Annotated in this window: 20 protein-coding genes and 5 pseudogenes; 18 read left to right on the forward strand and 7 right to left on the reverse strand. The window is 70.0% G+C overall.

Annotation, left to right across the window (positions count from 1 at the left end):
- Both ABZ154_RS31660 and ABZ154_RS31665 read right to left on the reverse strand, forming a co-directional pair.
- Positions 1 to 255 (reverse strand): annotated as a pseudogene (locus tag ABZ154_RS31660) (IS1380 family transposase); the annotation flags it as partial.
- A gap of 136 nt (positions 256 to 391) precedes the next feature.
- Positions 392 to 982, reverse strand: coding sequence for a TetR/AcrR family transcriptional regulator (locus ABZ154_RS31665; protein ID WP_356837827.1), 591 nt, complete (start codon positions 980 to 982; stop codon positions 392 to 394).
- A gap of 150 nt (positions 983 to 1,132) precedes the next feature.
- Between ABZ154_RS31665 and ABZ154_RS31670 the strand changes: the two genes are divergently transcribed.
- Both ABZ154_RS31670 and ABZ154_RS31675 read left to right on the forward strand, forming a co-directional pair.
- A complete protein-coding gene (locus ABZ154_RS31670) occupies positions 1,133 to 2,152 on the forward strand; it encodes an aldo/keto reductase (protein ID WP_356837807.1) in 1,020 nt (339 codons plus the stop codon).
- A gap of 231 nt (positions 2,153 to 2,383) precedes the next feature.
- Positions 2,384 to 3,109 (forward strand): annotated as a pseudogene (locus ABZ154_RS31675) (IS5 family transposase); the annotation flags it as partial.
- Positions 3,110 to 4,063: 954 nt separating this feature from the next.
- On the opposite strand, the gene ABZ154_RS31680 reads toward ABZ154_RS31675, so the two are convergent.
- Positions 4,064 to 4,702 carry a TetR family transcriptional regulator gene (locus ABZ154_RS31680; protein WP_356837808.1) on the reverse strand — a complete coding sequence of 213 codons (639 nt, stop codon included), beginning with the start codon at positions 4,700 to 4,702 and terminating at the stop codon, positions 4,064 to 4,066.
- Positions 4,703 to 4,791: 89 nt separating this feature from the next.
- Complete coding sequence (locus tag ABZ154_RS31685; RefSeq protein ID WP_356837810.1) at positions 4,792 to 6,408, reverse strand: right-handed parallel beta-helix repeat-containing protein; 1,617 nt, start codon at positions 6,406 to 6,408, stop codon at positions 4,792 to 4,794.
- A 435-nt stretch (positions 6,409 to 6,843) separates the two neighbouring features.
- On the opposite strand from ABZ154_RS31685, the gene ABZ154_RS31690 reads away from it, so the two are divergent.
- From ABZ154_RS31690 to ABZ154_RS31755, 14 genes and pseudogenes are all read left to right on the forward strand, one after another.
- Entirely contained in the window at positions 6,844 to 7,554 is a 711-nt protein-coding gene (locus tag ABZ154_RS31690; RefSeq protein WP_356837811.1) for a GntR family transcriptional regulator, read from the forward strand.
- On the forward strand, positions 7,551 to 8,756 hold the full coding sequence (locus ABZ154_RS31695) for a hypothetical protein (protein ID WP_356837812.1): 1,206 nt from the start codon (positions 7,551 to 7,553) through the stop codon (positions 8,754 to 8,756). The genes ABZ154_RS31690 and ABZ154_RS31695 overlap by 4 nt, the downstream gene beginning before the upstream one ends.
- On the forward strand, positions 8,753 to 9,694 hold the full coding sequence (locus ABZ154_RS31700) for an ABC transporter permease (RefSeq protein ID WP_356837813.1): 942 nt from the start codon (positions 8,753 to 8,755) through the stop codon (positions 9,692 to 9,694). The genes ABZ154_RS31695 and ABZ154_RS31700 overlap by 4 nt, the downstream gene beginning before the upstream one ends.
- 11 nt (positions 9,695 to 9,705) lie before the next feature.
- A complete protein-coding gene (locus ABZ154_RS31705) occupies positions 9,706 to 10,578 on the forward strand; it encodes an ABC transporter permease (protein WP_356837814.1) in 873 nt (290 codons plus the stop codon).
- A gap of 320 nt (positions 10,579 to 10,898) precedes the next feature.
- Positions 10,899 to 12,509 (forward strand): ABC transporter substrate-binding protein, encoded by a 1,611-nt coding sequence (locus ABZ154_RS31710; RefSeq protein WP_356837815.1) that lies wholly within the window; start codon positions 10,899 to 10,901, stop codon positions 12,507 to 12,509.
- 4 nt (positions 12,510 to 12,513) lie between these two features.
- The gene (locus ABZ154_RS31715) at positions 12,514 to 14,391 is read left to right on the forward strand and encodes an ABC transporter ATP-binding protein (protein WP_356837816.1); all 1,878 of its coding nucleotides are present in this window, start codon (positions 12,514 to 12,516) and stop codon (positions 14,389 to 14,391) included.
- The gene (locus tag ABZ154_RS31720; RefSeq protein WP_356837817.1) at positions 14,379 to 15,542 is read left to right on the forward strand and encodes an enolase C-terminal domain-like protein; all 1,164 of its coding nucleotides are present in this window, start codon (positions 14,379 to 14,381) and stop codon (positions 15,540 to 15,542) included. The genes ABZ154_RS31715 and ABZ154_RS31720 overlap by 13 nt, the downstream gene beginning before the upstream one ends.
- Positions 15,539 to 16,477, forward strand: a complete 939-nt coding sequence (locus tag ABZ154_RS31725) for a glucose 1-dehydrogenase (RefSeq protein ID WP_356837818.1) — start codon at positions 15,539 to 15,541, stop codon at positions 16,475 to 16,477. Before ABZ154_RS31720 ends, ABZ154_RS31725 begins: the two co-directional genes overlap by 4 nt.
- Entirely contained in the window at positions 16,474 to 17,241 is a 768-nt protein-coding gene (locus ABZ154_RS31730; protein ID WP_356837819.1) for a ribonuclease activity regulator RraA, read from the forward strand. Before ABZ154_RS31725 ends, ABZ154_RS31730 begins: the two co-directional genes overlap by 4 nt.
- Positions 17,242 to 17,321: 80 nt before the next feature.
- Positions 17,322 to 19,301, forward strand: a complete 1,980-nt coding sequence (locus ABZ154_RS31735) for a hypothetical protein (protein WP_356837820.1) — start codon at positions 17,322 to 17,324, stop codon at positions 19,299 to 19,301.
- 56 nt (positions 19,302 to 19,357) lie between these two features.
- Entirely contained in the window at positions 19,358 to 20,737 is a 1,380-nt protein-coding gene (locus ABZ154_RS31740; RefSeq protein ID WP_356837821.1) for an FAD-linked oxidase C-terminal domain-containing protein, read from the forward strand.
- A 25-nt stretch (positions 20,738 to 20,762) separates the two neighbouring features.
- The gene (locus ABZ154_RS31745; protein WP_356837822.1) at positions 20,763 to 21,899 is read left to right on the forward strand and encodes a (Fe-S)-binding protein; all 1,137 of its coding nucleotides are present in this window, start codon (positions 20,763 to 20,765) and stop codon (positions 21,897 to 21,899) included.
- 36 nt (positions 21,900 to 21,935) lie between these two features.
- Positions 21,936 to 23,384 carry an aldehyde dehydrogenase (NADP(+)) gene (locus ABZ154_RS31750; protein WP_356837823.1) on the forward strand — a complete coding sequence of 483 codons (1,449 nt, stop codon included), beginning with the start codon at positions 21,936 to 21,938 and terminating at the stop codon, positions 23,382 to 23,384.
- Between the two features lie 645 nt (positions 23,385 to 24,029).
- A pseudogene (locus ABZ154_RS31755) lies at positions 24,030 to 24,197 on the forward strand (IS110 family transposase); the annotation flags it as partial.
- 239 nt (positions 24,198 to 24,436) lie between these two features.
- Here ABZ154_RS31755 and ABZ154_RS31760 read toward each other — a convergent pair.
- Positions 24,437 to 24,838, reverse strand: a pseudogene (locus tag ABZ154_RS31760) (diadenosine tetraphosphate hydrolase); the annotation flags it as partial.
- A gap of 182 nt (positions 24,839 to 25,020) precedes the next feature.
- On the opposite strand from ABZ154_RS31760, the gene ABZ154_RS31765 reads away from it, so the two are divergent.
- The gene (locus tag ABZ154_RS31765; protein ID WP_356837824.1) at positions 25,021 to 25,308 is read left to right on the forward strand and encodes a LuxR C-terminal-related transcriptional regulator; all 288 of its coding nucleotides are present in this window, start codon (positions 25,021 to 25,023) and stop codon (positions 25,306 to 25,308) included.
- 64 nt (positions 25,309 to 25,372) lie between these two features.
- Positions 25,373 to 25,726 carry a hypothetical protein gene (locus ABZ154_RS31770; protein ID WP_356837825.1) on the forward strand — a complete coding sequence of 118 codons (354 nt, stop codon included), beginning with the start codon at positions 25,373 to 25,375 and terminating at the stop codon, positions 25,724 to 25,726.
- A 30-nt stretch (positions 25,727 to 25,756) separates the two neighbouring features.
- On the opposite strand, the gene ABZ154_RS31775 is transcribed toward ABZ154_RS31770, so the two are convergent.
- Both ABZ154_RS31775 and ABZ154_RS31780 read right to left on the reverse strand, forming a co-directional pair.
- On the reverse strand, positions 25,757 to 26,005 hold the full coding sequence (locus ABZ154_RS31775; RefSeq protein ID WP_356837826.1) for an integrase core domain-containing protein: 249 nt from the start codon (positions 26,003 to 26,005) through the stop codon (positions 25,757 to 25,759).
- 47 nt (positions 26,006 to 26,052) lie between these two features.
- Positions 26,053 to 26,317 (reverse strand): annotated as a pseudogene (locus tag ABZ154_RS31780) (IS30 family transposase); the annotation flags it as partial.

Below are 26,317 nucleotides of genomic sequence, written 5' to 3' on the forward strand. Positions count from 1 at the left end.
GATCGCCTCACCGCCGTCGGCGAGCATCACCGCGAGATCGGTGGCGACCCGGCCCGGATCATGCCCGGTCCCGCGCGGCCGAAGCGGCCTGAGAGCGGCGGAGTACGCGGCGGTCAGCCCGGTGGCCTCAGCGAGATCCGCCAGCAACCGTGCCCCAGCATGCCCGATCACCCCCGAACCATCCGCACTGACATGGACCTTGGGACGCAACCCGATAGCCTGCACGTAGAAAGTGCCCTCCGCCTGGACCGACAGAACCCCTCAGCAAGGTTCATCGTCCCAGGTCAGGAAGGCACTTTCGCGTTTCCGCCCCAAAGCCAGCCGTACCCAAGTGAAACGGCGAGGCTAACAAAGCCCTACTAGCAGAGCCGCACGCGCGAGGTCGCCGAGATCAGTGGTGCGGTCGGCGTAGCCCTGCGATGAGCAGTTCGGTCATCCGGCGTGCGTCGTAGCGGGGATCGCTGTCCGCGCCGATGCAGAGGTTACCGACGCCACGCATGAGCTGATACGCGTCGATGTCGGGGCGGATCTCGTCGGCGACGGCTGCGGCTTCGAGCAGTTCGGTGCAGACGGGTAGGAGACGGTCGAGGAAGTAGGCATGCAGCGCCTCGAAGCCGGCGTTGTCGGCCTGGAGCACAGAGGCGAGTCCGTGTTTGGCCACCAGGAAATCGACGAAGAGGTTGATCCACTTCCCTAGGGCTGTGTGCGGAGAACTAGTCGCCAAGAGGGCCGGGCCGGCATCGGCGCAGGCGTCGACTTGATGCCGGTAGACGCCGATGATGAGGTCCGCTCGCGTCGGGAAGTGGCGGTAGATCGTCCCCAGCCCGACGCCCGCCTTGGCCGCGATGTCGCGTACCGGCGCGTCCACGCCTGACATGACGAAGACCGCGGCGGCGGCATCGAGCAGGGTTTCCTTGTTACGTCGGGCGTCCTTCCGCCCAGACGGGGCCGCCTGTCCTGCGCCCTCGCAGCTGTCGCTCACCACGTGTTCCTTCCACTCACCGCTTGCAAAAACGGAACCATGTTCCGTATCGTTCCGGAACGAGGTTCCGTTTTGCTCATAATGCCAGAGCAGGAACCCGGTAACCAAGCCATGTAATGCACCACGCTTCCCCCATGAGGAGACACGGTCATGCAGTACCGCACCTTGGGCCGCACCGGTGTGCAGGTCAGCACCATCGCGCTCGGCGCGATGAACTTCGGAAAGATCGGGCGCACCACCCAGGACGAGGTCACCGCCATCGTCGACGCCGCGCTGGGGGCGGGGATCAACCTGATCGACACTGCCGACGTGTACAGCGGCGGCGAGTCGGAGGAGATGGTCGGCAAGGCCATCGCAGGGCGCCGAGACGACATCGTGCTGGCCACGAAAGCGACCATGCCGATGGGCGACGAGCGCAACCGCCAGGGCAGTTCGCGCCGCTGGCTGGTCACCGCGCTGGAGGACAGCCTGCGTCGGCTCGGCGTCGACCACGTCGACCTTTACCAGATCCACCGGTGGGATCCGAACACCAGCGACGAGGAGACCCTGTCAGCGTTGACCGATCTGCAGCGCGCGGGAAAGATCCGCTACTTCGGCTCCTCGACCTTTCCCGCCTACCGCATCGTGCAAGCCCAGTGGGCCGCCCGCGAGCACCACTTGAGCCGTTACATCACCGAACAGCCCAGCTACTCGATCCTGCAACGCGGCGTCGAGACCCATGTGCTGCCCGTGACAGAGCAGTACGGGCTCGGCGTCCTGGTATGGAGCCCACTGGCCTCGGGCTGGCTGTCGGGCGCGATCCGCGAGGGCAGGGACATCACCACCAGCCGCTCAATTTTCATGCCGCAACGCTTCGACACCACCACCCCCTCCAATCGGGCCAGACTCGACGCCGTCGAGCGGCTGGCCGGAGTCGCCGACGACGCCGGGCTGACGATGATCCAGCTCGCGCTCGGCTTCGTGACCGCGCACCCCGGCGTGACCAGCGCGCTCATCGGCCCCCGGACGCCGGACCACCTGCACTCGCAGCTCGCCGCCGCAGACACCAAGCTCCCCACCGACGTACTCGACGCGATCGACGCGATCGTCGCCCCCGGCGCCGACCTCGCCGCACACGAGAAGAACGACACCCCGCCCGCGCTGCTCGACCCGTCCCTGCGGCGACGCTGATCGTCTCAGCGACAGCCTCCATCCTCTGGCGCGACATCACGTAGCTGCAGCAGTAGACGGCGATAGCACATTCCGCTTCATAGTCTGCCTATGGGACTTCCATCACCTGGGGGCCCATCAATAATCCGCCGCACTCACGCAGACAGGCGGCGTGGGAAGTCCCCGGCGACAAGGCGGGCCCAGGACCCGGTGATCATGGAGTTGCGACGCTCTGTGATCACTGGGGGACCTGTGCCCGTGCTTCCATCATGGCTGACTGACCCGCTCTGGGACCAATTCGCGGCGTTCTTGCCTGAGCGCCCTACGGTCGATCCGTCCCACCCGCTGGGGTGCCACCGCCGCCGCATCAGCGACCGGATCGTGTTCGACAAGCTGTTGCAGCTTCTGCGATTCGGCTGCTCCTACCAGGCGATCTCCGACACGACCTGCTCGGCGACCACCATCCGCAACCGCCGCGACGAGTGGATCCGGCTCGGCATCTTCGCCCGGCTCAAACAGATCATGCTGGAGTCCTACGACCGGATCGTCGGGCTCGTGCTCGACCAGATCGCCATCGACGGCTCCATCACCAAGGCCCCCGGCGGCGGAGAGGTCGCCGGGCCCTCACCGGTCGATCGCGGCAAGCAGGGCTTGAAACGCTCAGGCATGACAGATGGTTACGGGATCCCACTCGGCCGGGTCCTGGCCGGGGCGAACCGCCACGACTCACCGCTTCTCGCGCCGACCCTGGACTTGCTGGACGACCTCGGGCCGCTGCCCGACGACATCACAGTCCATCTGGACGCCGGCTACGACTCGGACATTAGCCGCACCGAACTCGCCGCCCGCAACCTGCACGGCCGCATCGCGCACAAGGGTGAGAAGGCGCCGATCCAGGCGAGCCAGCGGTGGCAAGTCGAGCGCACGCACGCCTGGCAGAATGCCTTCCACCGCCTTGCCCGCTGCTACGAGCGCCGTGCGACCGCGTCACGACGCTCTTTCAGGCGATCACCACAAAAGCCCAGCTCAGACGCGCTGCCTCAATGCGCCAGCGGTTCAGTACCGCACGGCGCACGGCGGATACCGCACGCAAAAGCACCCCCGAGAACGCGTTCCCCGCAGGTCAGAACGACTCTACCTGGGGACGCTCGGTGGGGCGGGTGGGACTCGAACCCATAAGCGTGATACCTCTCACCTGCGGAAACGCCACAGAGTCGGACATTCGCATCCTGCTGGATCCCGCTGCGTCCGCCTCGATCCCCAGTAGCGGCACTGCCGTGCGGTACGTACCGCACGGCTACAGGGCGCCCCCGGTACCTGCAGCGGGAGACGGCAGGTACCCGGCACAGCCGCTGCAAGACAGCCAACCCCACAGCCCACCCGTGGTGCATGCTGCCAGCCCCGTTGCCGCCTCTCCCCCTGTTCGGCACAGTCACACTCTGCTACGAGCAGAATCAGCCGAGGTATCGCGCCTGGGAGCGGAACGAGCAATTTCGCGAACCTCTTACCTTGGAGTGCGTGGCCTCCATCGTCCCGCTGCACCTGCACTACGCCATGGCACTGTTCAAGGACGTTCTGCGCACCATCCTGAACGCATGTCACGCAATGCGGGGTCGCGGAGGCACAAAGGCTACTGATCACCGCCGACCGGCTGGTGGCCGAGGTCTCCACCGAGCTCGGATTCGGTACTCCGAGCCGCTTCTGCTCCTGTTTCTCCGACGCTTGCGACGCCTCATCGGGCTCCTCCCGAAAGTCGTATCGCGACGGCACCCCGTTGTCTGGTCTCGCGGGGGCGGATCCCCACCCCAAGGACGGGTAGCAGTGACCTCCTGCACAGTGTGGGGAGCTTCCCCTCGGCACCGACGCGGAGTCCTGAACGACATTCGGGTGCTCCAAGATCAGGGTTTGGGGGCCGAGTCGCGTCAGGGGGCCTTATCGGAGGAGCTTCAGCACTGCGCCCGCCAGCCGCTCCGCCGTCTCCGCCGCGTCCGTGTCCGTGTCCGGCAAGACCAGGTGGCTGATGGTCATGCGGACCGTGATGTCCGCCGCGACGGTGATCGCGGGCTCGTCCTGGTCAGGGAAGCGTTCGGCAAGCCAGGCACGCAGGAGGGTCTGGGCGGCATCGAAGATGGGGTCCGCGCGGGCGGTGAGGTAGGGCAGCAGGCTGTCGGAGCCTTCGCGGGAGGCCATGACGACGGCACTGATCAGGGGGTTGTGGTGGGCCTCCGTGAGAACGTGGCGGATCGCGGCCTCCAGGCAGGCCCTGGTGTCCGGCCGGCCGGGGTAGAGGACCTCGGCGACGCCCGCCAGGAACTCCTGGGTCTCGCGGACCACTAAGGCGTGCCCCATGCCCGCGCGGCTGCCGAACTCCTTGTAGACCGAGGGGCGGGACACCTCGGCGGCGGCCGCTACGGCGGACAGGCTGACCTGGTTCCAGCCGTTGGCAGAAGTCATGTCGCGTGCCGTTTCCAGTACCCGCTGTCTCATCTGTCTCCGCCAGGCGACGCGGGGCGGATCGGGTGTGGCTGTCTCGGGATCAAGGGGCCGGGTCCTTCGCGTCTCTGCCGCCATGGCCCAAGTCTGGCAGGCGCGGCGGAGGGGCGGAGCCAGCCGCCCCGGCGGAGGCTTCCGGGGCGGCGGGCTTGGGTGATGTGGTGGCCTCAGGTGCGCTTGCGGCGCAGCATGAAGAAGATGCCGCCACCAAGGGCCAGGGCCGCTGCGGCCAGGCCGAGAGGCATCGCGACACCCGCGCCGGTCGCGGCCAGGTCATTGCCCCCACCGGTCGCGACCGGGTCCTCGCCCCCGCCGTTCGCCTTGACGTCGTTGCCGTCGCCATCCGAGTCGCTGTCCGCGCCGGAGGCCGTCTCCTTGCCGGCGAACTGCTCCTCCTTCTTCTCTGAGCCCGCCGCGGACTCCTCGCCCTTCTCTGCGGCTGTCGCCTCCGGCGCCGCCGCGTCCTTCGCCGCACCAAAGACGTACGCACCCCGGTCCGCCGACCCGGCGTCCCTACGGACGCCGGTGATGTCCGTGGTGATCTCGGGCAGCGGTGTGCCGGACCCGATCGCCGGCGAGCCCTTGGCCAGACGGAAGTCGGGGGTCCCGTCGTTGCCGGGTGCGACGAGTTTCGGATCGGCGACGAGGTCGTGCGGACCCTTCACCTCGGGCGCACGGCCGCCGAAGTACACGTTGTAGTCATAGGTGACGTCGACGTTCTTGCTCTTGGAGTTGGTGGCCTGGTTCACCCGGCCGTAGGAGACGTTGTTGAGGAGGCGAACGTCCCTGCTGTCCTGGGCGAAGATGTTGGCGTAGCTGTTCATGCGGGTGCTACGGCCGTTGCGGTAAGCCGTGTTGTGCAGGATGTCGACGTGCTGGCTCTTGAAGGAGTGGATCCCGGAGCCGCCGTTGTTGTACGATACGTTGTTGGCGACCAGGACACGGCCGCGGTAGTCGGGACCGGTCGCTCCGGCTTTCGCCTTGTCCTTGAGCGTGTCGATGATGATGCCGTTACCGTCCGAATAGCAACGGCACTTCTCCCACTTCACCTTGGCTTCGTTGTCGTGGACGACGTTGTTGGTGACGCGGATCTTGTACTTCTTGGGGTCGCCGCCGTCGATGTCCTGCGCGGCCAGAATCGAGATGCCGCTGGTCGCGAAGACCGCGTACCACGAGGTGGCGTATACATGGTTGCGGTCGATGGTCATGTAGTCCGCGCCGCGTGAGCCGATGCCGAGGCCTTGGCAGTGGTGGACGGTGTTGCCGATGATGTCGATGTGGTGAGGCCGGGTGCCTGTCGCCTTGTTGGGCTCGGCCCACACGCAGTTGGTGTTGTACGTGCCGTTCTTGGTGCTGGCGCCCCGCTCGGCCTCGGCGAGGGAGACGTTGGCACTGTTTCCCTTGACCTCCAGGTCCCGGACCACGATGTGCGAGGCGCCGTTGATACGGATGCCGTTCCACGCGGCGACCGGGTTGATCACGGGGTGGTGTCCGGGGTGCGCGCGGTAGGTGATGGGCGCCCCAGCCTTGCCGGAGCGGGAGACCACCAGGACGTCCGAGCGTCCCGGCTTCTCCTTGTACGTGCCGTTCATGATCGAGACGGTGTCGCCGGGCACGGTGCCGTCCGCGGCCTTCTGGAGCGTGCGGAACGGCTTGTCCGGCGAGGTTCCCGGGTTGCTGTCGGAGCCGCTGGGGCTGACGTAGTACGTCCGGGCTGCCGCCTCGGCCTGCGGTGAGCCGACGAGGCCGAGGGGTATAGCCGATCCGGCCAGAAGTGCGGACATTGCGTATACGCCTGTGCGTTTCATTACTGCCTTTTCTCTGAGGGCGCTCGCGCGCACGGCACCGCGTCCCAGCCGGCCATGGCGGGGCATCGTTCGTGCACGAGAGACCTCACGGGCGATCGAGGACAAGGGGCACCACCGCGCCCGTGGTCGGCGGGTACGGCAGGGCGGACGCCGCCGACGAAGGCTTCGTCCGGGGGCAGGCGGCCGGGAGACGGCAGCACGACGCGTGAACGTGGCTGGTCAGCCACGGCGTTACCCACCGGATCGTTCCGTGGGGGGCGAGTTGCGTCAGTGACGGTGGCAGACCCCGGCTTCAGATGCAAGATGGGTTGCTGTGTAAATCTTCTGACGTTCGGTCAGCTTACGGCCAGATTTCATGAACCTGATGCCCGAGGGTTGCGCTCTGGTGTGCTGGTATATCAGCATGCCGACATGCCAAGCATCGATTACGAGACAACGGACGGCGCGCCCTCCCCGATGGCGCTGCCTCCCCTGGGCCAGCCGGCCTCCCGTACGGACCGGGTGCGCGAAGCTCTGCGCCAGGCGATCCTCGACGGGGCACTGCTCCCCGGCAGGGCCCTGGTGGAACGCGAGCTGGCCGAGACGTACGGCGTCTCGAAGACCCCGGTGCGTGAGGCCCTCAAGCAACTGCGGGCGACCGGCCTGGTGGAGATCAACGCCTACCAGGGCGTGAGTGTCCGCCGCCCCGACGACAAACTGGTGCGGGAGCTGTACACCGCGCGGTGCGCCGCCGAGCCGGAGGCGGTACGGCTCGGAGCCGAGCTGCACGGTGCGACGCGCTACGCCCAGGCGCGGCGAGCACTGGGGGATGCCTCCGCGCTGATCGGCTCCGGGGAGACACAGGGCCTCGGCATAGCCAACCGGCGCTTCCACCGGGAGCTGTACACCGCGTGCGGCAACAGCTTCCTGTGCGCCTTCCTCGACCAACTGCAGGACCTGACCGCGTTCGTGGCGGGACTCGGCTGGCGGCTGCGGGCCACCTTCGAGGAGGAGGCCGCCGAACACGCGGCGATTCTCGAAGCGATGGAGCAGGGCGACGCCGACCGTGCTGAAAACCTGACCCGCGCCCACATCCGCAAGGCCCAGCAGACCATCGCAGGTTCGCTCGGGGCCGAGAAGTGAACACCGAACTCTTCGCCCACCCGCTGTCGTTCCGCCGGGCCCCCCAGGCCCGGGCGGAGCAGCTGCGGGAGGCGGGGGTGGACCGGGTCCGGCTGGCGTACGCCTACCACGGCGGGCGCTGGCTGCTCACGACGAGTGAGCCGGCGGCCGTCGTGGACTTCGCCGGAGGCCGCTGGTTCGCCGGGCGAACCGGGGGCGGCGGGCATGCGTCCATGGCCTTGCCCGTGCACGGCGATCACGCGACGACGGCCGCCGAGGCGCTGGTCGCCTCGGGGGTGGCGGTGACGGGCTGGCTGGTAGCCCTCCACCAGTCGGCCCCGGCCACCACTCGTCCCGAACTGGCCGTGCGCAACGCGTTCGGCCACCCCTACCGGCACGCGCTGTGCCCGGCCCAGCCGGACGTGGTGCGCTACGCCCGGGACCTGGTCGCCGAGACCGCCGCTCAGCCCGGGGTCAGCGCCCTGGAACTGGAGGCCTTCGGCTATCTAGGGTGGCAGCACGCGAGCGCCCACGACAAGACGGGCGCCGCGCTGCGCCTCGTGGACCGTTGGCTGCTCTCGCTGTGCTTCTGCCCTGCCTGCTCCGCCCGCCTGCTGGAAGCGGGCGTGGACAGCGCGGAGGCGGCGGGCCGTACCCGGGCCGCCGTCCTGGCGCAGTTGCGTGATCCGCGTCCAGCACATGGCGACATGGCCGAGGACGGCGCAGCCGCGCTCGGGCAGGAGCTGCACGACGCGCTGCTCGCGGTGCGGGCCGATGTCACCACCCGTCTCGTCCGAGCGGCGGCCGAAGTGGCCAGGGGCCTGCCGGTGTCCGTGCGGGCCACCGCCGACCCGTACTCCTGCGAGGGAAAGTCGACCGGTGAGCTGTCCGCGCTGGCCTCGGCAGCTGGCGGACTCACCGTCACCAACCTGGGGGGCGGCCGTGCCGCCCTGCGGCGGGACCTGCTCGCTGCGAGCCGCACCGGCACCCGGTTCGCCGCTGGCTGGAACCTCGGCGCCGCGCAGACGCGCGGTGAGGAGGAGCTGGCCGACATCGCCCGCCTCGCCCGCTCCCACGGTGCGAACGCGCTGGTTCTCTACGCCTACGATCTCGCCCCCGCCCACCGGCTCGACTGGCTCCGCCGCCTGCCGCGCGCCTCCACCGGCGAGGACTCGGTGCCCCACCACAGCCCACCCCACAGACAAACGGAGCCGGCTCGATGACCGGATACCTGATCCGCCGACTACTCCAACTGATACCCGTTGTGCTCGTGGTGTCGTTGGTGCTCTTCCTCCTCCTGCGACTGATGCCCGGCGATCCCACCGTGGACATCCTCGGGCAGGAGGCCAGCACCGCCGACCGAGCGGCACTGCGCGCCGAACTCGGTCTCGACGCCCCCATGTGGCAGCAGTTCACCGACTGGATCGGCGGCATCCTCCGCGGTGACCTCGGAGCCTCCTGGCTGACCGGGGAGAAGATCGGCGCTGTACTCGGCGACCGGTTCGCCGCGACCGCCGAACTCGGTCTGATCGCCCTGGCCTTCGCCTTGTTCATCGGCATCCCGGCCGGTGTGCTGGCTGCCGTCAAGCGCCGTAGGCCCACCGACACGGCGCTGAACTCCGTGGGGCTGGTGGCGCTGTCGGCTCCGCACTTCTACCTGGCCGCGCTGCTCATCCTGGTGTTCGCGCTGTGGCTGAAAGTGCTGCCGCCGTCCGGCTATGTGCCGTTCACCGAGGACCCCCTGGAGAACCTGCGGCACATGGCGTTGCCCGCTGTGACGATCGGCTCCACCATCGCGGCCGTCACCATGCGGCAGACGCGGGCCGCGCTGCTGGCCGCGTTCAACGAGGACTACATCCGCACCGCCGAGGCCGGCGGCCTCTCCCGCCGCCGGATCGTCGGCGTCTATGCCCTGCGCAACGCGATCGTGCCTGTCGTGACGGTCGTGGCGCTCCAGATCGGCGCGCTGATGAGCGCCACCGTGGTCACCGAGACCGTCTTCACCGTGCCCGGCATGGGCACGCTGATCGTCAACGGCATCTTCAGCCGGGACCTGCCCGTCGTGCAGGGCGCGGTTCTGATGGTCGTGGTCTTCGTCCTCCTGGTGAACCTGCTGGCCGACCTGGTCTACGCGTGGCTCGACCCGCGCATCACGTACTGACAGGAGCGATGATGGCCACCGAAACCCTCGCCCCGGCCCCGCGCCGGCCGGTCCTCGACCGGCTGCGCCGTGACCGCCGCGCCCAGCTCGCCCTGCCCGTCCTGTTGTTGCTCGTACTGGCGGCAGCGGCCCGGCCCTTCATGACCGACCGGATGCGAGCCACCGACACGGGCGCCCTCCTCGCCGGGCCGGGCGCCGAGCACTGGCTCGGCACGGACGAACTCGGCCGGGACGTCCTCGCGCGCATCGTCGCCGGAGCGATGGTGACGACCGAGGTCGCAACCGTCACCGTCGGCGCCGCACTGATCGCCGGTACGGTCCTCGGCCTGATCGCCGGCTACCGGGGCGGATGGCTGGACTCCGTGATCATGCGGCTGTCCGACGGCCTGCTCGCCTTCCCCCTGCTGGTGCTCGCCCTCACCGTTGTCGCCGCGCTCGGCCCCGGTCTGCGTAACGCGCTCATCGCCATCGCCGTGGTGACCACGCCCCGCTTCGCGCGGGTGGTCCGGGGTGAGGTGCTGTCGCTGCGGACCCGCGAATGGGTGTCGGCCGCACGCATCGTGGGCGTCCCGCAGACCGCGATCATGCGGCGCCACCTGCTGCCGCATCTGGCGGGCACGCTGCTGGTGTTCGCCGCGCTCCAGGTATCCACGGCGATCATGGCCGAGGCGGCGCTGAGCTTCCTGGGTCTGAGCGTGCAGCCACCGCAGCCCAGCTGGGGCGCGATGGTCGCCTCCGGCACGGATCACCTCAGCGCCAGCTGGTCACTGAGTGTTTTCCCCGGTCTCGCGATCCTGCTGACCGTGGCCGCGTTCAACATGCTGGCCGACGCGCTGCGGGACGCGCTGGACGCGCACCGGCCGCAGCTGACACCGCCCCGATGACGCCCCCGGGCTCCGGCCGCCGCGATGCCAGTCGCGGCAGGTCCGATGACATCAAGTCTCCCCGCGACCGACGGGCCCTCCAGCCTGTACGTCTTCCGACCGGCCGCAGGCCCCATCTCTGACACCTCTCCCGGACGCCGCACCGACACTGTCCCGGCCCGCGTCCCGCCCCATCGCCGATGGCCTTCCGGCAAGACCCGGTCGCACGGTTCCCTCCCACCACACCGCACCAGCGGCCCTCCCTGTCTGCCGGGCCCGCGCCCTTCGCCTCCCGGCGCTCCGTATCCCGCACCCGCAATCCGTACAGAAGGTGCCCCATCATGTCGCTTTCCTCACGTTCCTCCCGGTCCACGTCTCCCTCCTCCAGCTCCACACGAGGGCTGCCACGCCGTACCGTCCTCGCCGGGGCCGCCGTCACCGCGGCCACCGCCTCCCTGGTCACGCTCTCCGGATGCGGCGGCTCGGGCTCCTCCGGCGGCGGGTCCGCCACCCTGACCGCAGGCTTCGACAACGAGCCGGCCACTCTCGACCCGGCGCTGAGCGCCGCCATCTCCTCCGACCGCAATGTCCTGAACCTCTTCTTCGACGCGCTGCTGCGCCAGCAGCCCGACGGCACCTTCGAGGCAGCGCTCGCCACCGAGTGGGAGCAGACCGACGAGGAGGTCACCTTCATCCTGCGCGACGGGGTGAGGTTCCACGACGACACCGACTGCGACGCCGAGGCCGTGGTCCGCAACCTGCGCCGTGTGATGGACCCCAAGACGCTCTCCACCAAGGCCGCCGCACTCGCCAAGGTCGCCTCCGTCGAGGCACCCGACGCCAGGACCGTCAAGCTGAAGCTGAAGTCACCAGACCCGCTGCTGCTCACCCACATGGCGCACGAGGCGGGCATGATCGCCTCCCCGGCCGCCCTGAAGAAGTACGGCAAGGACTTCAGCCGCCACCCTGTGGGCACCGGCCCCTTCACCTTCTCGGTGTGGCGTTCCAAGGTGCAGCTGACCGCCGAGCGCAACGACACGTACTGGGCGAAGGCGTCCGACGGCAGCAGCCTGCCCAAGCTCGACAAGGTCGTCCTGCGCTTCGTCACCGAGGCCAAGGTGCTGCGCGCCGAACTCTCCACCGGCGGCGTCCAACTGGTGCGCGCCCTGCCCCCGGAGGAGTACAAGCAGCTCGCCGACGACAAGCGCATCGTCATCAAGGACGGCGGGGTGCGTCGCTCCTACTACGTCGCCCTCAACACCACCAAGGGCCCCTTCAAGAACCCGAAGGTGCGCGCCGCGTTCGCTCAGGCCGTCGACCGTCGCTCGGTGGGCAAGGCGGCGGCGGGCGACGAGTACGACATCGCCCCGTCCTTCGCGACCACCTCCGACTGGTTCTACGACGACTCCATAGCCCCCCTGCCGCACGACGCGGACACGGCGCGCAAGGCGCTCAAGGACGCGGGGCTGCGCGGTGAGGTGCCGCTCACACTGGTCGCCCGCCGCCGCGCCCCCGACCCCACCATCGCCGAGCTGCTGCAGAGCCAGCTCACCGAGGCCGGCTTCGCCGCCAAGGCCGAAGTGCTGGAGTTCCAAACGATGCTGGACCGGATGAAGAAGCGGGACTTCGACGCGGCGCTGCTGGTCATCGACATCCCGCGCCTGGACCCGTCGCTCTCCTTCGACCCGTACTTCACCAGCGACGGCCCCAACAACTGGTCCGGCCTCGACGACCGCACCCTCGACGCGCTCCTCGCCGACGGAGCCGAGTCCGCCGACCGGCCCGACCGGAAGAAGGCGTACGCGGACGCGCAGCGCCGCATCATCGACAACAACTACTGGGTGTTCCTGCACCAGGCGAAGTCCCCCCTCATCCACAGCAGCCGTCTCAAGGGCATCCAGCTGGACGTGGACGGCCAGTGGCGCCTCGCCGAAGCCGAACTCGGGGCGTGACGCCATGTCCCTCCTTGAGATCAAGGACCTCAGCGTCACCTTCAACGCCACCCCGGCCGGCCCGCCCGTGCGCGCGGTGGACAGCGTCGATCTCAGCCTGAAGGCGGGCGAGACGCTGGCCGTCGTCGGCGAGTCGGGGTCCGGCAAGACGGTGACGGCACTCAGCCTGCTCGGGCTGAACCCGCCCGAGCCGGTCTGCGGCATCACCGGCTCGATCCGGCTCAACGGCGAGGACCTGCGCGCCCTGGACGCCAAGCAGTGGCGGTCGGTGCGTGGGCGGCGGGTGGCCATGGTCTTCCAGGACCCCGGCTCCGCGCTGAACCCGCTGCTCACCATCGGCACCCAGATCATGGATGCGGTGCGCGCCCATGAGCGGATGAGTAAGGACGAAGCCCGCCGCCGTGCGGTTCAGGCGCTGGAGCGGGCGCGGATGCCCGACCCGGAGAGCAGGATGCGGCAGTACGTGCACGAGCTGTCCGGCGGTATGCGGCAGCGCGCCGCCATCGCCCTCGCCATCGCGTCCGGGCCCGAGGTGCTCATCGCGGACGAGCCGACCACCGCCCTGGACGTAGCCGTGCAGGCGGAGATCATGGCGATGCTCCGCTCCCTCTGCGACGACCTCGGCATGGGCCTGATCCTGATCACCCATGACCTCGGGGTGGTCGCCGAGCAGGCCGACACGGTCGCGGTGATGTACGCGGGCCGGGTCGTGGAGAGCGGCCCCGCCGCCCAGGTCCTGAAGAACCCGCGCATGCCGTACACACAGGCGCTGCTCGCGGCCACGCCCCGGGTCGACGCGGCCGCCCGTACCCGGCTGGTCTCCGTGGAGGGGCAGCCGCCGCGGCTGCGGGACCGGGCCACTGGCTGCTCCTTCGCCCCGCGCTGCCCCGTCGCCGTGGACGACTGCGGGACGACCGTGCCCGAGTTGAAGGTGTATGGCTCCGACCACGCGGCCGCCTGCCACTTCGCGGACCCCCCGGTGGAACTGCCCGCGGGGCGGGCCCTGCCGGTGCTCAGTCCCGAGCCCGTCAGGGCGGTGTCCGACGAGGCCGCGCCGATCGCCGAGTTCGACGGCGTCGGCCTGCGCTACCCCGTCCGGAGCGGGGCGCTGCGCCGGATCACCGGGCACGTGCACGCCGTCCAGGACGTGAGTCTGCGGGTGGAGGCGGGGAAGACCTTGGCTCTGGTCGGCGAGTCCGGTTCGGGCAAGACCAGCCTGACCAAACTGCTGCTGCGCCTGGAGCGCCCGTCCGGCGGTTCCGTCCGCTACGACGGCATCGACGTGACCCGGCCGGGCCCCGCAGAGCTGCGCCGCCTCCAGCGGGAGGTGCAGGTCGTCTTCCAGAACCCGTACGCCAGTCTCGACCCCCGGCTGACGGTCCGGCAGATCCTCCAGGAACCCCTGCGGGTGCACGGCCTGGAGTCCGGCGAGAACGTGCTGACCGGGCTGCTGCGGGACGTGGGCCTCGACTCCTTCGCCCTGGACCGCTTCCCGGCCGCGTTCTCCGGCGGCCAGCGGCAACGCATCGCCATCGCGCGTGCCCTCGCCCTGCGCCCCCGGCTCATCGTCTGCGACGAGGCGGTCAGCGCCCTCGACGTCTCGATCCAGGCACAGGTCCTCAACCTGCTCGCCGCCCTCCAGGCCGAGCACGGCATGGCCTATCTCTTCATCACCCACGACCTGGCGGTGGTCCGCTCGGTGGCCCACCGCATCGCCGTGATGCGCCACGGCCGGATCGTCGAGGAGGGCCCGGCCGAGGACATCTACGCCGACCCCGCCCACGACTACACCCGCGAACTGCTGGCCAGCGCGCCCGGCCGGCACTCCCGTACGACACCGAACTCCCCGCACAAGGAACGGAGCCCCCAGTGGCGAAGGTGACCAGGGTCGTCCTGACCTCGATCAACACCCCCCGGCACAACAGCATCACCTGCGGCCACATCCTCGTCGAACTCCACACCGACGACGACTCCCTGGTGGGTGTGGGGGAGATGTCCGACCTCCAGCACCTGCCGCGCTTCCACTTCGACGTCTCCGAACTGGAGGCCACCCTCAACGAGATCCTCGTCGGACTCGACGCCCTCCAGCTCACCGAGGTGGAACGGCGCCTGGAGGCCAACTTCCCGCAGGCCGGCTACATCTACGACAAGAGCCGTGCCATCAAGTGCGGTGTGGACATCGCCTTCTGGGACCTCGCGGCCAAGCAGCTCGGCGTACGCGTGGTCGACCTGCTGGGCGGCGCGGTACGCGAGTCCGTGCCGATCGCCTACCCGGTCTTCCGGCAGCAGAGCGAGGAGGACGTCGAACGCAACCTCGCCATGGTGGAGCGGCGCCTCACCGAGGGTTTCGAGTACTTCCGGGTGTACGTGGGCCGCCGGCTCGACCTGGACGAGCGCTTCCTGCGCACCGCCCGGCAACGGTTCGGCGACCGCATCACCATCAAGTCCCTCGACTTCTCCAACCTGCTGGACGCCAAGGCGGCCTGCAACTTCGCCGAACGCGTCGCCGACGTGGGCTACGGCCTGGTCGAGGCCCCGGCCCCCAACCACGACGTACGCGGACTCGTGTACGCCCGCAACCGGCTCGCCGTCCCCATCAGCGAGCACGTCTACGGCTTCCGCTGGGCACTGGACCTGGTCGCCGCGGAGGCGGTCGACGTGTTCAACGTGAGCGTCATCGCGATCGGCGGGATTACCCCGGCCCGCCGGATCTTCTCCATCGCCGAGGCCGCCGGGAAGACCTGTCTGGTCGGCACCACCCAGGAACTGTCCATCGGTACGGCAGCCGCCGCCCATGTCGCCATGGCGATGCCGCCGGTCACCGAGCCCAGCGACCCGGTGGGCCCGCTGCTCTACACCCGCGATGTGGTGACCGACCCGGTGCGCTACATCGACGGCAGGCTGCATGTGCCGTCCGGCCCCGGCCTCGGCATGACCCTCGACCCGGAGCTGGTCAAGGCGTCGGCGTCCCCGCTGACCTGGGCGTCGACCAGCGCGGCGGCCGTGGTGGACCGTCAGGAGACGACGCGATGACGGGCGGGACAAGCAGCGGTACGGCTCCGGCCGGGGGCCCCGCGTCTCCTGCCGGCCGGCCCGGCGACCCCACCCACACGACCCCGGCCTCTCCCGGCCGCCGTTTCACCGGCCGCGTGGCCCTCGTCACCGGTGGCGCCCGCAACATCGGCCTCGCCATCGCCGTACGACTGGCCGAGGAGGGCGCCGCGATCGCCGTCAACGGACCTGACCCGGCGGAGGCCGAGGCGGCGGCGGCCGCGCTGCGGGACGGCGGGGCGCGTGCCGTCGCCTGTCCCGGCGACGTGTCGGACCCTGCGCAGGTCGACGCGTTCGTCGCCCGCGCCGTGGCGGAGCTCGGTGGCCTGGACGTGGTCATCAACAACGCCGCCGCCGCGATGCTCGGCCGCGGTGGCCTCCTCGACCTGGACCCGGCGGACTGGGACCGCAGCTTCGCGGTCAACGCGCGCGGCACTTTCCTGTGCACGGTCGCCGCCGCCCGGGTCATGCGGGCCGGAGGCACCGTCGTCAACATCTCCTCCGTCGGCGCGACCCGCGCCCACCGCGCGGCCGTCGCCTACGACGCCTCCAAGGGTGCTGTCGAGGCCACCACCAGGGCCACCGCCCTGGAACTCGCACCGCTCGGCATCCGTGTCAACGCCGTCGCACCCGGCCCTGTCATCAACGACCGGTACGAGTTGCTGGACGCCGCGCAGAAGAGCGCCCGTATCCGGCCGGTGCCGCTCGGCCGGATGGGCAACGGCGCCGATGTCGCGGCGGCTGTCGCCTTCCTCGCCTCCGCCGACGCCTCCTTCATCACCGGCCAGGTGCTCACCGTCGACGGCGGTCTGACCGCCCAGATCCGGCCATCGGGCACCGACCCGTCCCTCGACTCCCCCGCCACCACCGCCCCGGTGCCCCTCGGCGCCGGCCAGCCGCAAGGATCCGCATCATGACCGAGACGCCCCAGGCACCGCTGAGCCCCGACGACCTGGCCGCGCTCCGTGAGGCCAGCACCGCCACCCTCACCACCCAGCTGTTCAAGCTGGGCCTGCGCAACACCTTCCTCGCCGGGCTCGGCCGGGTGACCGGCGACCAGCCGCGCATGGTGGGCGAGGCGTTCACGCTGCGCTACATCCCGGCGCGCGAGGACATCGACACCCTCGATGTCTTCGACGACTACGACCATCCGCAGCGCGCCGCGATCGAGCAGGCCGGCCCCGGCCAGGTCCTGGTCGTGGACTGCCGTGGCGAGGGCCGCGCTGCCTCGGCCGGCAACATCCTGCTGTCCCGGCTGTCGGTGCGCGGCGCGGCCGGTCTGGTCACGGACGGCACGTTGCGCGACATCGAGGAGATCAGCAAGCTGCCGCTCCCGGTGTACGCGGCTGGTGCCGCCGCGATGACCAATCTCGCCCAGCACCACGCGGTCGACACGCAGGTCCCGGTCGGCTGCGCAGGCGTCCCCGTCTACCCGGGCGACGTCCTGGTCGGCGACCGCGATGGCGTGGTCTGCGTGCCGCGCCATCTCGTGCCGGTGGTCGCCCATCAGGCTCGGGAGCAGGAGCGCCTGGAGGCGTTCCTCACCGAGCGCGTCCTGGCAGGCGCCCCCCTGCGCGGCACCTACCCCGCGGACGAGGACACATTGCGCGCGTACGAGGAAAGCCGCCTCACAACCGCCTCGCAGCCCTCGACGCAGGTCCAACTGCACCCGCAGGACTGATCCTCGCCCCTCCCACTCCTGCGGCGGGGCGGGCCCGCCGCAGGGCAGTACCAGCCTCCAAGGAAGAAGGCAGGAACACCATGGTCAACTCCTCATCCCTCAGGCGCCCCTCCGCAGCATTGATCGCGGCCTCCCTCGTCGCCGGTCTGATATCCGTCGCGACGGCAGGCCCGGCCACGGCCGCCGATCTGACCGGCGACTTCGACTCCACCGCCGTCGGCACAGCACCCTCCGGCTGGTCCGTGACCGGAGCGGCCGGCGACGCCACCGTGCAGGACGTGCCTGGCACCGTCGACCGCAGCCTGCGGCTGCGCGACGCCTCCACCAGCGCGCCCGTCACCGCGCGCGCCTCCTTCGGCACGACGACCTCGACGCTCGTCGCGGGTTTCCGGCTGCGCGCCGCGCAGACCTCCACGACGATCGGTGTGCACCTCGACGGCACGGGCGGCCACAACGTCACCGTCGCTATGGGCGCCGACGGGCGCCTCTTCACGTACAACGGCGCCGGACGTATCGACCTCGGCGCCTACACGGCCGGCCGCTGGTACGACATCCGTATCGTCGCCGACCCTTCATCGGGCACCGCCGACGTCTACATCGACGGCTCCCGCACGGCGAGGCGCCTGGCGTTTCGCACCACCACCAAGTCCCTGAGCGGGCTCCAGGCCGGTGTCTCCACCGCCCACACCGGCACCGCCTGGCTGGACGACGTACGCACCACCACCGAGTCCGGGCCGCAGGGCTGGCCCTACCTCGGGCAGGTCGGCCCTCGCCCCGCCCTCCAGATCGGCACCTCCAAGCTGCTGGTCGGCGCCGAGACCCTCGACCGGGACTACACCAGCCACCAGGCGTTCTCCCCGTACCTCGGCAAGCTCGGCGCGACCGGAGTACGCCTCCAGGGCGGCTGGGCCAAGACCGAGAAGACCAAGGGCGTCTACGACTGGACCTGGCTGGACAAGATCGTCGACGACGCCCGCGCCAAGGGCCTCAAGCCGTGGATCCAGCTGTCATACGGCAACAAGATCTACAGCGGTGGCGGTGGTGGCGGCCTCGGCGGTGAACTGCCCTCCTCCGCCGAAGGGCTGAAGGCGTGGGACGCCTGGGTGAAGGCGATGGTGAACCGGTACAAAGACCGGGTCACCGAGTGGGAGGTCTGGAACGAGCCCAACCTCGCCGGTATCCCGGTCGCCGACTACACCGACTTCTACATCCGTACGGCCGGCCTGGTGCGTGCCGCGCAGCCCGGCGCGGTGATCTACGGACAGGAGGCGGGGATCGACGTCCCGTACGCCAAGGACTTCCTGACGCTGCTCTCCCAGAAGGGCAAATCCGAGCTGCTGGGCGGTTTCAGCTACCACCCGTACAACCCCAACCCGGACGACGCCTGGACGTACGAGCAGGTCGCGAAGTTGAAGGCGCTGGTCGACCAGTACGCGCCCGGTGCGGTGATCCGGCAGGGCGAGAACGGCGCGCCCAGCGCCCCCGGCAGCTTCGGCGCGCTGGGCGACCTGGACTGGACGGAGCTGAGCCAGTCGAAATGGTTCCTGCGCCGGGTCCTCAACGACCTGGGCCGGGACATCAGCACCTCCGTCTTCAGCATCTCCGACCTGCACTACCCGGGGAAGGTCAACAGCAAGGGCCTGCTCCAGACCAACACGGACAAGTCGATTCGCTACGCGAAGCAGTCGTTCTACGCCGTGCAGGCCCTGGCGTCGATCTTCGACAGCAGCCTGAAGCCGCTGCCCGGCTACCGCTGGAGTGCCACGCCCAGCACGTCGCTGACCGTACAGGCCTTCGCCAACCGCACCAGCGGCCGCCAGGTCGTCGGCGTGTGGTCCGGCGCGGGCAAGCCCTCCGAGACCAACAACCGCACGTCCACGGATCTCACCTTCACAGACGGTGACTTCCCCGACCCGGTATACATCGACGTACGCACGGGCGCAATCCACGACATCCCGGCCGCCAACTGGTCGGTGCAGAACGGCACGTACACCTTCAAGGGCATCCCGGTGTACGACTCGCCCGTCCTCATCGCGGACCGCTCCACCGTCAAGTTCTAGTGCCCTGCCGGTCCCGCCCCCGCCCCGCCGGGGCGGGACCGGCCCAGGAGGCAACCGTGCAAGCCCCTGTCAGAGCCGCGCTGAAGTCGATCGTCGGCGACGTCCACTACCGCGACACGGACGGCGACCTGGTCCCCTTCAGCCGGGACGCGACCCCCCTGTTCTCCGCCCGGCCCGACGCCGTGGACTTCCCCGCCGACACCCATGAGGTGGCGGCCGTCCTGAAACTCGCCACCCGGCACGCCGTGCCGGTCATCCCTCGCGGCGCCGGCTCCAATCTGTGCGCAGCGACCGTCGCCCTGCACGGCGGCATCGTCCTCGCCCTCACCCGCCTCGACCGCATCCTGGAGATCGCCCCGCCCGAACTCCTCGCCCGGGTCCAGCCGGGCGTCACCAGCACGGCACTCGCCGACGCCGCCGCCCGCGAGGACCTGCTGTGGGCGCCCGACCCCGGCAGCCGCGCCGTCGCCACCATCGGCGGCACCATCGCCACCAACGCGGGCGGCCTGCGCGGCCTCAAATACGGCGTCACCCGTGACTACGTCCTCGGCCTGGAAGCCGTACTGCCCACCGGGGAGATCATCCGCACGGGCGGCAGACTCCACAAGGACGTCGCCGGATACGACCTGACGCGGCTGCTGACCGGCTCCGAGGGCACCCTCGCCGTGATCACCGAGGCCACCCTCGCGCTGCGGCCCGCGCCCCGCACCTCCGGCACCGGCGTCGCCTACTTCTCCGACCTGGCCACGGCGGGCCGCGCCGTCGCCGCGATCATCTCCGACGGCGTGCTGCCCGCCACCCTCGAATTCCTCGACCGGTCCTGCATCCGCGCCGTGGAGGAGTTCGCGCGGCTGGGCCTGCGCACCGACGCCGGGGCGCTCCTGCTCTTCGGCGACGACGGCGAACCCGATGCCGTCGCCCAGGTCATGGCCCGGATGAGCGACGCCTGCTCCGCCCAGGGCGCCCTGGAGGTCACCACGGCCGCCCGTATCGCCGAGGCCGAGGCGCTGCTCGCCGCCCGCCGCTGCGCCCTGCCCGCCCTGTCCTGGCTGGGCTCCCTCACCATCCTGGAGGACGCGACCGTTCCCCGTCCGCGCATCGCCGAGATGGTCGAGCGCATCGACCGCATCGCCGATCGCCACGACCTCACCATCGCCACCTTCGGCCACGCCGGAGACGGCAACCTCCACCCGACCTGCGTGATCGAGTCCCGCGAGGACACCGCGTCCGTCGCCCGCGCCGAGCACGCCTTCGGAGAGATCTTCTCCGCCGCCCTGGAACTCGGCGGCACCATCACCGGCGAACACGGCGTCGGCGCGGCCAAGTTCCCCTATCTGTCCGCGCAGCTCGGCTCCGACCAGGTGTCGCTGCTGCGCCGGGTCAAGGGCGCCTTCGACCCGGCCGCAATCCTCAATCCCGGAAAGCTGGGTTCATGAATGGCACCCCCGGAAGGCGGCACGCATGACCGAGCGCGTCTTCGACCCCGAGCTCCTCTCCCGCTGCATCTCCTGCGGCTTCTGCCTGCCCGCCTGCCCGACCTACGCGGCGACCGGCGACGAGGCGTCCTCTCCCCGCGGCCGCATCAACCTGATGCGCGCCCTCCAGAACGGCGACCTCGATCCCTACGACCCGACCCTCACCGAACAGGCCTCCCAGTGCCTGGGATGCCGAGCCTGCGAACCGGTCTGCCCGGCCGGGGTCGAGTATGGCCAGCTTCTGGAGCAGTGGCGCGACCACCAGTGGAAGGGCCGCCGTCGGCCCCTGCCCGCGCGTGCGCTGATGCTGGTGGCGCGGCTGCGAGACGTGTTCCGCGTGATGGGTGCGGTGAGGCGGCTGCCGGGGGCTGTGCTGAGGAAGGTGCGGTGGCCGCGTGTGCCCTCCGCCGGAGACCCGGTGGGGGCCGCGACGCCGGAGGCCTCCCTGATGCTCGGCTGCTTCGAACAGGTGCTGTTTCCCGAGGTCAGCCGGGCCGCGCGGCAGCTGGTGCCGGGGCTCGCGGCCCCCGCCGGCCAGGGCTGCTGCGGCGCCCTGCACGCCCACAACGGCGACACGGCGGCCGGTGAACGCCTCGCCCACCGCCTCGGCGAGGACCTGCCCGGCACCATCGTCACCACATCCGGCGGCTGCGCGGCGCACCTGGCGTCGGTCCTGGGCCGGGACCGGGTGAAGGAGATCTCCGAGCTGTTGGCGGAGCGGGGCGAGAGGGACGAACCCACGACACCGGCGGGCGAAGTGCGGGTGGACGGGCGTCGCGCCCGCGTCACCCTCCAGGACTCCTGCCACCTCCGCAACGGCCTCAGCGTCTGGAAGGAACCCCGCGCCCTGCTCGGCCGTGTCGCCGACTATGTCGAACTGCCCTCCGCCGCGGGCTGCTGTGGCGCGGCGGGCACATACGCCCTGCTCAGGCCGCGCGAGTCCCGCCGCATCCTCGACACCAAGATCCGCGAGATCGAGGCGGCCGGAGTGGACTACGTCGTCGCCGTTAACCCGGGCTGTCTGCGCCAGCTCCGGACCGGCCTGCGCAGGGCCCGCTCCCGCGTCAAGGCCGTCCACATAGCCGAACTCCTGGCGCAGGCGACGGACGACACCCGCCCCTGACCTACACCTGCCATTTTCCTGTAGAAGAGGTAAGAAATGTCCACCCCTCCCCCTGCTACTGCTGCTTCTTCGGCGGCCCGTGCCGCGACGGAGGCAGCCGAGGCCGCCGCACCGTCGCTCGCCGCGCTCCCCCTCCCTGCGCGGGCCTCGCTGCTGCGGGGCCTGTCGCAGGCGCTCGGCGCCAATGACGCCCACCTGGCGTCCGTGGCCGAGGACGAGACCCGGCTCGGCGTCGAACGCCTCAAGGGCGAGATCCGTCGCACCCGGGTGCAGCTCGAGATGTTCGCCGACGCGGTCGAGGACGGCAGCTTCCTGGACGCGGTGATCGACCACGCCGACCCCTCTGCCCAGCCCGCGCCCCGCCCCGACATCCGCCGCATGCTGGTGCCGCTGGGCCCGGTCGCGGTGTTCTCCGCATCGAACTTCCCCTTCGCCTTCTCTGTACTGGGCGGCGACACGGCGAGCGCGCTGACGGCAGGCTGCCCGGTGGTGGTCAAGGCCCACCAGGGACACCCCCGCCTGTCAGACCTGACCGCCGAACTCGCCGCGGACGTCCTGCCGGAGGGCGTCCTGACCCTGGTCCACGGCCGGGAGACGGGCCGTGCGCTGGTCACCGATCCGGCGATCCGCGCAGCCGGCTTCACCGGCTCCACGGCGGGCGGACGAGCCCTGTTCGACCTGGCGACGGGCCGCCCGGACCCGATCCCGTTCTACGGTGAGCTCGGCTCTCTCAACCCAGTGGTGGTGACCCCGGCGGCATGCGCCGCACGCGGCGCGGACATCGTGCGCGAGTACGCGGCGTCGGCGACGCTCGGCCAGGGCCAGTTCTGCACCAAGCCGGGCCTGCTTTTCCTGCCGACGGGCCACGGCCTGGACGACGCCCTGCGCGGAGAGTACGTGTCGAGGCCCCCGGCCCCCCTGTTGGGCGATTGGATAGCGAACGCCTACCGCACGACGCTCACCGCCCTCGCCACACACCCGGCGGTACGGCCCCTGCACAACCCGCCCCACCCCGCGGAACCCCGCTACGCCACCCCGGCCCTCCTCACCACGACGGCCGAGGCGCTGCGTACCTCCCCCGAGCTCCTGGAGGAATGCTTCGGCCCAGCCTCCCTGGTCGTCACCTACACCACCCACGAGGACGTGCTGGAGACCCTGCGCGCCCTCCCCGCGGGGCTCACAGCCACCATCCATGGCGATGAGGCCGAGGACGAAGATCTCTTCCACACCCTGACAAGCGCTCTGCGCACCGGACGCCTCATCTGGAACGGCTGGCCCACCGGAGTCGCCATCACCGCCGCCATGCACCACGGCGGCCCCTGGCCCGCCACTACCTCCCCGCTCCACACCAGCGTCGGCACCCGCGCAATCACCCGTTGGCTTCGCCCGATCGCCTACCAGAACACCCCGGACGCATTCCTGCCTCCGCCGCTTCAGCAGGGGAATCCGTGGGACATTCCGCGGGAGGTGAACCTCCCCAGCTGACGAGCTGGAAGGTTCTCGACACGGGTGCACAGCTGCCGTGCCCCGGAACGCAGCACCGGGGCGAACACGCCCTCTCCGCCCGGGCGGAACTCCAACCGGTGATGGGCACGGGCGGCCGCCAGCGGCGGCCGGGCCCAGCCCGGAACCGCGTACAGGGCGCAGGGCCGGTGTGCGGTGTCGGCGATCTGAATGACAGAAACGTCGCCTGCGATGTCGAGGTCGCGTGTGCTCCGCAAGCTGCAGGGCCCGACCCGGACGAAGGCCAGAACGCTACGGGCCCCGGCGATGAGTGGACGCGCGAGAGCATCCGGAACAACTGTGCCCTGCGGAGAGACGTGGATCGTGGGTGCGGCTCGCACCAGATGCGCCGCCGCATCGCACCCGGGCAAGCTGCCGCTCCGAACCTCGCCGATGCAGGCGGCGTCTCCTGGCAGACCGGGCACGGCAGGGACAGCGGGGACGTCATGCGATGTGGCGGGTTGTGGACGGAGTGCGAAGCTTCCCTCGACGGCCGTGGGACCGCGCCACAACGCTCCCTTATGCGAGCACCGCAAAAGACCAGGTCAGACGCATCTGGCGTGCGCCGGCACGCCGCAGCAGCAGGTCAGTACCGCACGGCGCGCGGCTATTACCGCACGGAAAACCGACCCGGCCTCCCGCGCCTACTACGACAAGCAACGAGCCCGCGGCAAAACCCACACCCAAGCCCTCCTCCGCCTCGCCCGCCAACGCATCAGCGTCCTGTTCGCCATGCTCCGCGACGGCACCCTCTACGAATCCCAAACGCCTGCGGACGTCGAACTCGCCGCATAACACCAGCAATCCCGAACCACCCCAAACCCGACAGAGATGCCTTGACGAAAGACATAGAGGCACCCCCCCGGGGTCGGCTGAATCGACCGGCCGGGGTGCGACTGCGCAGGAGGCGGAACAAGTGATCGCCTCGTTCGCCGAGTCGGTGGGGCAGCAATTCCCGCAGCTGGAGGTCGTACCCGACGTAGTGTCCGGACCGCCCGCGCAAGCAGCGGGTCGTGCTGCGGTCCGAGTGCCTACTGCTTCTCCGTCCACTTCTCGCGGGGGTAGAGCCACACCGGAATTCGCACCAAGTCGGCCGGCTCCCACTCGAACCGGGGCCATACGTGCGCATGCAGGAACCCATCGGTGTTGCCCAGGATCTCAAGATTGACCCGCCGGAAAGCCGCATCCAGGTGACGGGATGCCCGCTCGACCGCTTCCCCGAGTTGATCCATGTCGGACAGGAAAGCCAGCCGCTTGTCCCTGGGCAGGTCCGACAGCCTCTCCACCTCAGGATCATCCACCAGGAGCACCGAGTAGCCCGGCAGGAACTGCACATCGCCGATCACTGCGAATCCCGCGCTCAAGCGCCGCAGAACCGTGGGGTTCTCGCCTCGCAGGGCACACCCGATCCGATCCATCCGCCAGTCATCAACCATGGCCAGAACCTACCCGACCGCGATCATCGCTCCCGTCTGAGGACGTCGGGGCATCGCAGTGACCGCCATTTCTTAGTCCGGAAAAGCTCGGTCGTCGTCGCGGAGGAACTCGCCGCTCGGCTGCTGGCCGCCGGGATCGGAGTGGAGACCGAGCACCGGCACGTCGACCGGCCGATTCTCACGTGAAGGACCTGTTCACCGAGCACGAGCTGGCCGTGCTCCGCCTCCTGGCTCAGGGTCGTACACAGGTCGAGATTGCCCAGGCCTTGCGGATCCGGCCGGAGACCGTGGGCCGGCTGCTGAACCGTGCGCGGATCATCCTGCGGGCCCGGACGCTGCCCCACGCCGTCGCCCGCGGCTACGAAACCGGCCTGTTGAGGCCGCCACCACGCGATCATGGAGCCGGGCGGGAGAAGCACCGGTCCTCCGGACCCAGCGGGCCGGACCGAGGGCAGGAGCCCGTCGGCTGATCGGATTCGGCGGCGCTCCGGACGCGCCCGTCCCGAGGCAACAGGAAGATCGAGAGGCGGGCCCATGGGCGCCGATCACCGCCCGGATACCGTGAGGGTCATACAGGGCAGTGATCAGCGCTCAGAACGGTGCAGGGGTACGTTCCTGGGCCTCCTGGATCTCGATGACCGAGCCCGATACTGCGGCGAGTTCCGGGTACTGCTCGGTGAGCTCCGCCCGGATTCGGGCGGTCTCCTTCTCCTCGGACCGACGCCGGGCCGCACGTTCCAGCTCCGCACGCCGCTCCTCAGCGGCTTCTACCTCGGCACGCTCCTGAGTCTCCCGGTCGAGGTAGGCGGCGAAAGCCGCGGCCTTGTCCTGCTCGGCCTGACGGGCCGTGTTCTCCTGCTCCAGCTGAAGGGCCAGCTTGCGGGCTGAAGTTTCCCCGTGATCTCGGACACTCGTTCGTTATGCCGCGAGGGTGTGTTGATGCCGCTGCCTGGTCTCGGCCGGGGTGAGGTAGCCGAAGATCTTGTGCTTGCGTAGGCGGCGGCGGTCGTAGAAGGTCTCGATGAAGGTGAAGACCTCCGCGCGGGCGGTGGCCCGGTCGGGCCAGGTCCGGGTTCCGATCTCTTCCTTGAGCAGGGCCCAGAAACTCTCCGCCGCGGCGTTGTCGAAACATGATCCGGTGCGTCCGCAACTCTGCCGCAGCCCCAACTCCGCTATTCGATACCTGAAATTGCGTGGATGTGTACTCGGCGAGTTCAACCGGTCGATGCAACACCGGGTTGTTGTAGTGAGCGTGGTTGCTCTTCAAAGACTTCGGCGGGGGTCTTCCAGCCGAGGATCTTGCGGGGGCGATTGTTGAGTGCATATGCGACGGCTTCGAGATCTTCGGCGGACCACCGAGAGAGGTCTGTAGCCTTTCGGGAAGTACTGTCGCAGGAGCCCGTTGGTGTTCTCGTTCGTCGGTCGTTGCCAGGGCGAGTGGGGGTCAGCGAAGAACACCCGAGTACCGCTCTCCAGGGC

The sequence above is a fragment of the Streptomyces sp. NPDC006261 genome (genome assembly GCF_040613515.1).
Lineage (GTDB): Bacteria > Actinomycetota > Actinomycetes > Streptomycetales > Streptomycetaceae > Streptomyces.